This window comes from Streptomyces sp. CWNU-52B (assembly GCF_047444975.1).
In the GTDB taxonomy this organism is placed as follows: domain Bacteria; phylum Actinomycetota; class Actinomycetes; order Streptomycetales; family Streptomycetaceae; genus Streptomyces.
This window is the reverse complement of the sequence record NZ_JBLFJV010000020.1, coordinates 128,597-136,589: the sequence shown is the minus strand read 5'-3', so window position 1 is coordinate 136,589 and position 7,993 is coordinate 128,597. Positions and strand designations below refer to the sequence as shown.

Genomic DNA, 7,993 nt, shown 5'->3' with positions numbered 1-7,993 from the left:
CACCCACACCACCACCCGCCACCACACCAGCCAAACGCCCCGCACCCTCCCGCAACGCCCCCACCGAACGCCCCGACACCACCACCGGCACCACCGGCAACACCACCGACCCGGCCTCACCTACGGGTGCCTGCTCGGACTCCGGCTCGGACTCGGGCGCCGACAGCGGCACCGGCTCGACCACGGGCGCCTGCTCCAGAACGACGTGCGCGTTCGTCCCGCTGATACCGAAGGAGGACACCGCGGACCGCCGCGGCCGCCCCGTCTCCGGCCAGGACCGCTCCTCCGTCACCAGCTCCAGCGCACCCGAGGACCAGTCCACCGCGGGCGACGGCTCATCCACATGCAACGTCCTCGGCACCACCCCGTGCCGCATCGCCATCACCATCTTGATCACACCCGCGACACCGGCGGCCGCCTGTGTGTGGCCGATGTTCGACTTCAGCGAGCCGAGCAGGAGAGGGTGGTCGTCCGACCCGGCCGTGCGCGCCTGGCCGTACGTCGCCAGCAGCGCCTGCGCCTCGATCGGGTCACCCAGCCGCGTACCCGTGCCATGCGCCTCCACCACGTCCACCTCGGCGGGAGACAGCCCCGCGTTCGCCAGCGCGGACCGGATCACCCGCTGCTGCGAAGGACCATTGGGAGCCGTCAGCCCGTTGGACGCACCGTCGGAGTTCACCGCACTGCCCCGTACCAGACCGAGCACCGGCAGCCCACGCTCCTGAGCCACCGACAACCGCGCCAGCACCAGCATCCCCACACCCTCGGAGAAACCCGTCCCGTCCGCCGCGGCCGCGAACGCCTTGCACCGGCCGTCCTGAGCCAACCCACGCTGCCGGGCGAAGCCGACGAACACACTGGGTCCGGACATCACGGTGACGCCGCCCGCCAGGGCGATGCCGCACTCGCCGCTCCGCAGCGCCTGCTCCGCCAGGTGGATCGACACCAGCGACGACGAGCACGCCGTGTCCAGCGTCATCGTCGGTCCCAGCAGACCCAGGGTGTAGGAGATCCGGCCCGAGGCGACACTGGTGGTGCCGCCGGTGAGCACGAAGCCCTCCAGCTCCTCGGGGGCCTCCCCCGCACGGGGCATGTACTCCTGCGGAACCACACCCACGAACACACCGGTGTCGCTGCCCTTCAGCGACGCCGGGCTGATGCGTGCGTTCTCCAGGGCCTCCCACGAGGTCTCCAGGAGCAGCCGCTGCTGCGGGTCCATCGCCGTGGCCTCGCGCGGCGAGATCCCGAAGAACTCGGCGTCGAAGTCGGCCGCGTCGGAGAGGAACCCACCCCGCGTGAGGTACGTGGTGCCCGGCACGTCGGGATCGGGGTCGAACAGCCGGTCGAGGTCCCAGCCACGGTCGGTGGGGAAGTCGGTGAGGGCGTCCCGCCCGTCCCGGACCAGCTCCCACAAGTCCTCGGGGGTGCCGGCGCCGCCCGGAAAACGGCTGGCCATGCCAACGATCGCGATCGGCTCATGGGCGGCGGCGTCGGCCTCCCGCAGCTCCCGCTGGGCTCGCTGCAGGTCCGTCGTGACCCGTCGCAGGTACTCACGCAGCTTCTGCTCGTTGGTGGACATTCCGGGCAGACCTCTTTCGTTCGGACACGCAGGATCAGGCGGTGTCGAGCTCGCTGTCGATGAAGTTGAAGAGTTCGTCGTCGGAGGCCGCTTCGAGATCCCGCTCCTGGCCCGCGTCGGCGGGCGCCGTCAGCCGGCGCAGGACCTCCTGCAGCCGCTTGCTGAGCTCGCCCCGCTCGTTCTCGTCGAGCTCCGCCACTGCCAGCCGGTCGAGTTCCGCGACGAACGACCGCACGGTCGTCTCCTCGGTGGGTACGAGCTGTTCGTCCAGGAACCGGGCGAGCTCGGCCGACGTCGGGTGGTCGAACACCACGGTGGGCGGCATCCGCAGCCCGGTGACGTTGCCCAGCCGGTTGCGCAGTTCCACCGCGGTCAGGGAGTCGAACCCGAGCTCCTTGAACGTGCCGTCCCCGTCGACCGCCTCGGCCGTGCTGTACCCGAGCACGACCGCCGCGGACTCCCGTACCAGGCGCAGCAGTTCGTTGCGTCGCTGGGCCGGGGGCAGTTCGAGCAGCCGGTCCCGCTGGGTCGTCGCGGCCGCCGACTCCACCACCCGGCGCCGGACCTGGGTCCCCGGATCCAGGGCGGACAGCACGTCGGGCACCACGTGACCGCTCTGCCGCAGCCGGGCCACGTCGACCGGCACCGCGACCGCCAGCGAGCGGTGGAACGCGAGTGCGGCGTCGAACAGGGCCAGGCCCTGCTCGTCGGTGATGGAGTCCAGGCCCATCCGGGACACCCTCTCCCGGCCGGCGTCGCCCAGATGGCTGGTCATCGCGCTCACCTGCTGCCACAGGCCCCACGCGATCGACGTACCCGGCAGTCCCAAGCCCCGCCGGTGTTCCGCGAGGCCGTCGAGATAGGCGTTCGCAGCGGCGTAACCGCCCTGGCCCGCGTTGCCCAGCACGCCGGCGGCCGAGGAGAACAGCACGAACAGGGCGAGGTCGTGATCCTGGGTCAGCTCGTGCAGGTCCCACGCCGACCGCGCCTTCGTCCGCAGGACGGTGTCGAGGTCGTCCCGGGTCAGGGCCCCCAGCACGCCGTCGGAGAGCGCTCCGGCCGCGTGGATCACCCCGGTCAGCCGGTGGGCCGACCCGACCAGGTCCGCCAGGGCCTGCCGGTCGGTGACATCGCAGGCCACCACCGAGACGTCGGCGCCCGCCGCCCGCAGCTCCGCGGCCAGTTCGGCCGCGCCGTCGGCCGCCGGACCGCGCCGGCTCGTCAACAGCAGTCGGCGTACGCCGTGTTCGGCGACCAGGTGCCGGGCGACGACCCCGCCGAGCACCCCGGTCCCGCCGGTGATCAGCACCGTACCGTCGGGGTCGAGCGGTGTGGGCAGCGTCATGACGATCTTGCCCACGTGCCGTGCCTGGCTGAGGTACCGGAACGCCTCCGGTGCCCGGTGCACGGCGTACGTGGTCAGCGGCATCGGCCGGAGCGCGCCCTCGTCGAACAGGACCCGGATCTCCTCCAGCATCTCGCCCAGCCGGTCCAGGCCGGCCTCCATCACGTCGAACGCCTGGTAGCGCACGCCGGGATACAGCCTGGCGATCTCCTCGGGGTCGCGGATGTCGGTCTTGCCCATCTCCACGAACCGACCGCCACGCGGCAGCAGGGCCAACGACTCCTCGACGTGCTCGTTCGCCAGCGAGTTGAGCACCACGTCCACGCCCCGGCCGCCGGTTCCGGTGCCGAAGTGGGCGGCATAGCCCAGGCTGCGGGAGTCGGCGAGATGCTCGTCGTCGAAGCCCCAGGCACGCAGTACGTCGCGTTTGCCGGCGCTGGCGGTACCGAACACCTCGACGCCCCAGTGCCGGGCGAGTTGCAGAGCGGCGAAGCCCATTCCGCCGGTCGCCGCGTGCAGCAGCAGCGACTCGCCCGACCGGAGCCCGGCCAGGTCGGACAGGCCGTAGTACGCCGTCAGGTACACCACCGGAACGCCGGCTGCCTGTGCGAACGAGAGCTTCTTGGGCATCGGGACGACGAGCCTGCGGTCCGAGACGGTGACCGAACCCAGGCCGCCGGTGAACAGGCCCATCACCCGGTCGCCGGGCACCAGCCCGGTGACCCCGGGACCCACCTCGCGCACGATTCCCGCGCCCTCGCCCAGTGACGACCACTCGTCGCGCGCCACCATGCCGAGCTCCAGCAGGACGGCCTTGAAGTTCAGGCCGCCCGCCCGCACCTCGATCCGTACCTCGCCCGCCTCCAGCGGGCGCAGTACCTCGGGGCAGGCGCTGAGCGACATTCCGTCGAGTTCGCCGCGGTAGGTGAGGGACAGCTGCCACGGCTGGTCCCGCGGTGCCACCAGCGCCGGTGCCGCGGACGCGCGGACGAGTCGCGGCACCGCGCCGAGCCCACCGCGCAGGACCAGTTCCGGATGACCGGCGGCCATCGCGGCGGGCAGCGCGCTCCGGGTGAGGGGATGGTCGTCGGCGTCGATGTGGCGCAGCCGGCCGGGGTGTTCGGTGCGCGCGGTGCGCAGCAGGCCGGTGACGGCGCGGTGGGTGAGGTCGTCGGTCCGGGTGAGCACCGTGAGCGGGATCGTGTCGAGGTGCTCCTCGGCGAGCCAGTCCCGCACCACGTCGAGCGTCCGGGCGACGACGTCCTCGAGGTCTCCGGTGGGGCAGACCCACAGGGCGGCCGTCGCCGGCGACGAGGGGTCGGGCCGGTCCCGGCCGTCGGCCGCGAGGGTGACCCAGTCCTGTTCCGCGGGCGGGTCCGGCAGCTCGACCGGCACCAGGTCCAGGCCGAACAGCGCCGAGACGTCCGTCCGCGTCCGTCCGAGCGCCGCCGTGTCCACGGACCGCAGCGCCAGCTCCGCGACGGAGGCCACCGGCTGTCCGGACTCGTCGGTCACCAGGACGGCGACCGAGTCGGGGCCGGCCGGGGACAGCCGCACCCGGACCGTCCTGGCGCCGGTGGCGTACAGGTGCACGTCGGTCCAGCTGAACGGTATGCGGACGCCGTCCGCCTCGGTGAGGCCCGCCGCGTGCAGCGACGCGTCGAGCAGTGCGGGGTGCAGTCCGAAGCCGGTCGTCTCCTGCTGCTCCGGCAACTCGACCGCCGCGTAGACCACTTCTCCGTCCCGCCAGGCGGCGCGCAGGCCCTGGAAGGCGGGGCCGTAGGTGTAGCCGCGGTCGGCGAGGGAGGCGTAGAACCCGTCCACCGGCAGGGCGACCGCGCCCGGCGGCGGCCAGGAGACCAGGTCCCCGGGTGCCTCGGGCGCTTCGGCGGTCAGGACGCCGTCGGCGTGCCTGGTCCAGTCGTCCTTGCCGCTCGGCCCGGTGTACACGCTCACCGGCCGGCCGTTCCCGGTGTCCGGGCCGACCAGTACCTGAAGGTCCAGGTCGGTGTCGATGACGACCGGCGCGTGCAGGGTCAGCTCGGCCAGGTGCCCGCATTCGACGTGGTCCCCGGCGTGCAGGGCGATGTCGACCATCGCCGTACCGGGCAGCAGGACCGAGTCGCCGATCCCGTGGTCGGCCAGCCACGGCTGGGCGGTGCGCGAGAGCCGTCCGGTGAGGACGAGCGTGTCCGCGTCCGCCGTGCGCAGGGCGGCGCCGAGCAGCGGGTGGTCCGCGGGCCGCAGGCCCAGCGCGGCGGTGTCACCGGCCCCGGCGGTCTCCGTCAGCCAGTAACGAGCGCGCTGGAACGGGTACGTCGGCAGCTCCGCGCGGGTGGTCGGGAGGTGCCAGTCGACGTCCACGCCGTGCGTGTAAGCCTTGGCCAGCGCGGTGCGGAAGCGCGCAGGTCCGCCGTCGTCCCGGCGCAACGAGTCCAGGACGACCACGTCGGAGATCTCCGCCTCCTCGGCCGTCGCGCCGATGGCGGCCGTCAGCCCGGGGTGCGCGCTGACCTCGACGAACACCCGGTGCCCCGTGTCGAGGAGCGAGCGGGTACCCGCGGCGAAGTTGACGGTGTGGCGCAGGTTGCGCACCCAGTACTCGGCGTCCAGCTCCGGGCCGGCCAGTACCTCGTCGGTGACCGTCGAGTGGAACGGGATCCGGGTGGAGCGGGGCGTGATGCCGGACAGGGCCGTGATGATCTCGTCGCGCAGGGCTTCGACGTGTGCCGAGTGCGAGGCGTAGTCCACGGGGATGAGCCGCGCGCGTACGCCGTCGGCCTCGCAGTCCGCGACGAGGGCCTCGAGGCCGGCGACCGTACCGGACACGATGGTGCTGCCGGGTCCGTTGACCGCGGCGATCTCCACCGCGCCGTCGAACCGCTCGATCCGTAGCGCCGTCTCGGCGGCGGAGAGCTGGACGGAGCCCATGCCGCCGGTGCCGGCGAGACGGGTGATGGCCTTGCTCCGCAGGACGACGACGGCGGCGGAGTCTTCGAGGGAGAGCGCACCGGCCACGTACGCGGCGGCGATCTCGCCCTGGGAGTGGCCGATCACGGCGTCGGGGGTGACGCCGTGGTGCTCCCACAACGCGGTCACGGAGATCATGACGGCCCACAGGGCGGGCTGCACGATGTCCACCCGGTCGAGCGGGCCGGCGAGTTCGTCGAGGAGGTTCCAGTCGACGTGGGGGGCGAGGGCGGCGGCGCACCTGTCGAGCTGGGCGCGGAAGACCTCCGACTCACGGTGCAGGTCGAGTGCCATGCCGGACCACTGCGACCCCTGGCCGGGGAAGACGAGCACCGTCTTGCCGTGCGGGCGCGCGGTGCCGAGCAGGACGTCCGGGGACGGCCGCCCGTCGGCGAGTGCCCGCAGTCCCGGCAGCGGGTCGTCGCCGGTCACCGCGGCGCGGTGGAGCAACTGGGGCGCGGAAGTGGCGAGCGCAGCGGCCACGGGCACGTCGGGGTGGGCGGTGAGGTGGGCGTGCAGCTGCCCCGCCCTGGCCGCGAGCGCCGTCGCCGAGGAGGCGGACAGCAGCAGCGGCACGGGCGCCGGCTGCGCAGCCTGTCCGGTCGCCGGTACGGGTTCGGGGGCCTGCTCGATGATCAGGTGGGCGTTGGTGCCGCTGATCCCGAAGGCCGAGACCGCGGCGCGGCGGGGCCGGCCGGTCTCGGGCCAGGCCCGTGCCTCGGCGAGCAGTTCCACCGGGCCGGACGCCCAGTCGACAGCGGGGGTCGGCTCCTCGACGTGCAGCGTCTTCGGCAGCCTGCCGTGCCGGAGCGCCTGCACCATCTTGATCACGCCGCCGACACCGGCGGCGGCCTGGGCGTGTCCGATGTTGGACTTCAACGACCCGAGCCAGAGGGGCTGTTCGGCGGGCCGTTCCCGGCCGTAGGTGGCCAGGAGTGCCTGCGCCTCGATGGGGTCGCCCAGACTGGTGCCGGTGCCGTGTGCCTCCACGGCGTCCACCTCGGACGGGGCGAGGCCGGCGTCGGCCAGGGCGCGGCGGATGACCCGCTGCTGGGACGGTCCGTTCGGCGCGGTCAGGCCGTTGGAGGCACCGTCGGAGTTGACGGCGCTGCCTCTGATCACGGCGAGGACGGGGTGTCCGAGCCGCACGGCGTCCGAGAGCCGCTCCAGGACGATCATGCCCGCGCCCTCGGACCATCCGGTGCCGTCCGCCGCCGCCGAGAACGCCTTGCACCGGCCGTCCGCGGCCAGCCCGCGCTGGCGTGAGAAGTCCACGAACGTGTCGAGGCTGGGCATGACCGCGGCCCCGCCGGCCAGGGCGAGTGAGCACTCTCCCGCGCGCAGGGCCCGGCTCGCCAGGTGCATGGTGACCAACGACGACGAGCACGCCGTGTCGACGGTCAGCGTCGGGCCTTCCAGGCCCAGCAGGTACGAGATCCGGCCGGAGGCGACACTGCCCGCGCTGCCGGTGCCGCCGAACCCGTCACCGCCCTGCCCGGACTCCTCGGCGCCGAGTCCGTAGTGCTGGCCGCTGTGGCCCATGAGTCCGACGAACACCCCGGCGTCGCTGCCCCGCAGGGACTGCGGGTCCACGCCGGTCCGTTCCAGGGCCTCCCACGAGGTCTCCAGCAGCAGTCGTTGCTGGGGGTCCATCGCCAGGGCCTCCCGCGGGGAGATCCCGAAGAACTCGGCGTCGAACTCGGCGGCCTCGTAGAGGAATCCACCGCCCCGTGCGTAGAAGCTGCCCGGCACGCCGGGGTTCGGGTCGTAGCGGCCGTCGACGTCCCATCCCCGGTCGGCGGGGAAGTCTCCGATCGCGTCCCGCCCGTCGGCCACCAGCTCCCACAGCCCGTCGGGCGAGACGACTCCTCCCGGGTAGCGGCATGCCATACCGACGATCGCGATCGGCTCGACGGCGGCCCGCTGCATCTCGTACAGGCGGTCACGGGTCTCCTGCAACTCCCCGACGGCCTGCTTGAGGTAGTTGCGCAGCTTGGCCTCGTTCTCCATCGTCCCGTTGCTCCTCCGGTCGAATACTCGTACTCGGCCTCGTCAGTTAACCGTGCGGTGGTGCTGGTCAGTCGGGTCCGAGAACCTCA

General features: G+C 73.0%; 2 protein-coding genes. Both read right to left on the bottom strand.

Annotated features, from left to right (window positions below; genetic code table 11):
* Positions 1-1,579: type I polyketide synthase (locus ACLVWQ_RS21010; RefSeq protein ID WP_414110562.1), on the bottom strand; the 1,579-nt coding region annotated here is incomplete at its 3' end.
* 34 nt (positions 1,580-1,613) lie between these two features.
* Entirely contained in the window at positions 1,614-7,904 is a 6,291-nt protein-coding gene (locus ACLVWQ_RS21005) for a type I polyketide synthase (protein WP_414110561.1), read from the bottom strand.
* Positions 7,905-7,993: the final 89 nt, after the last annotated feature.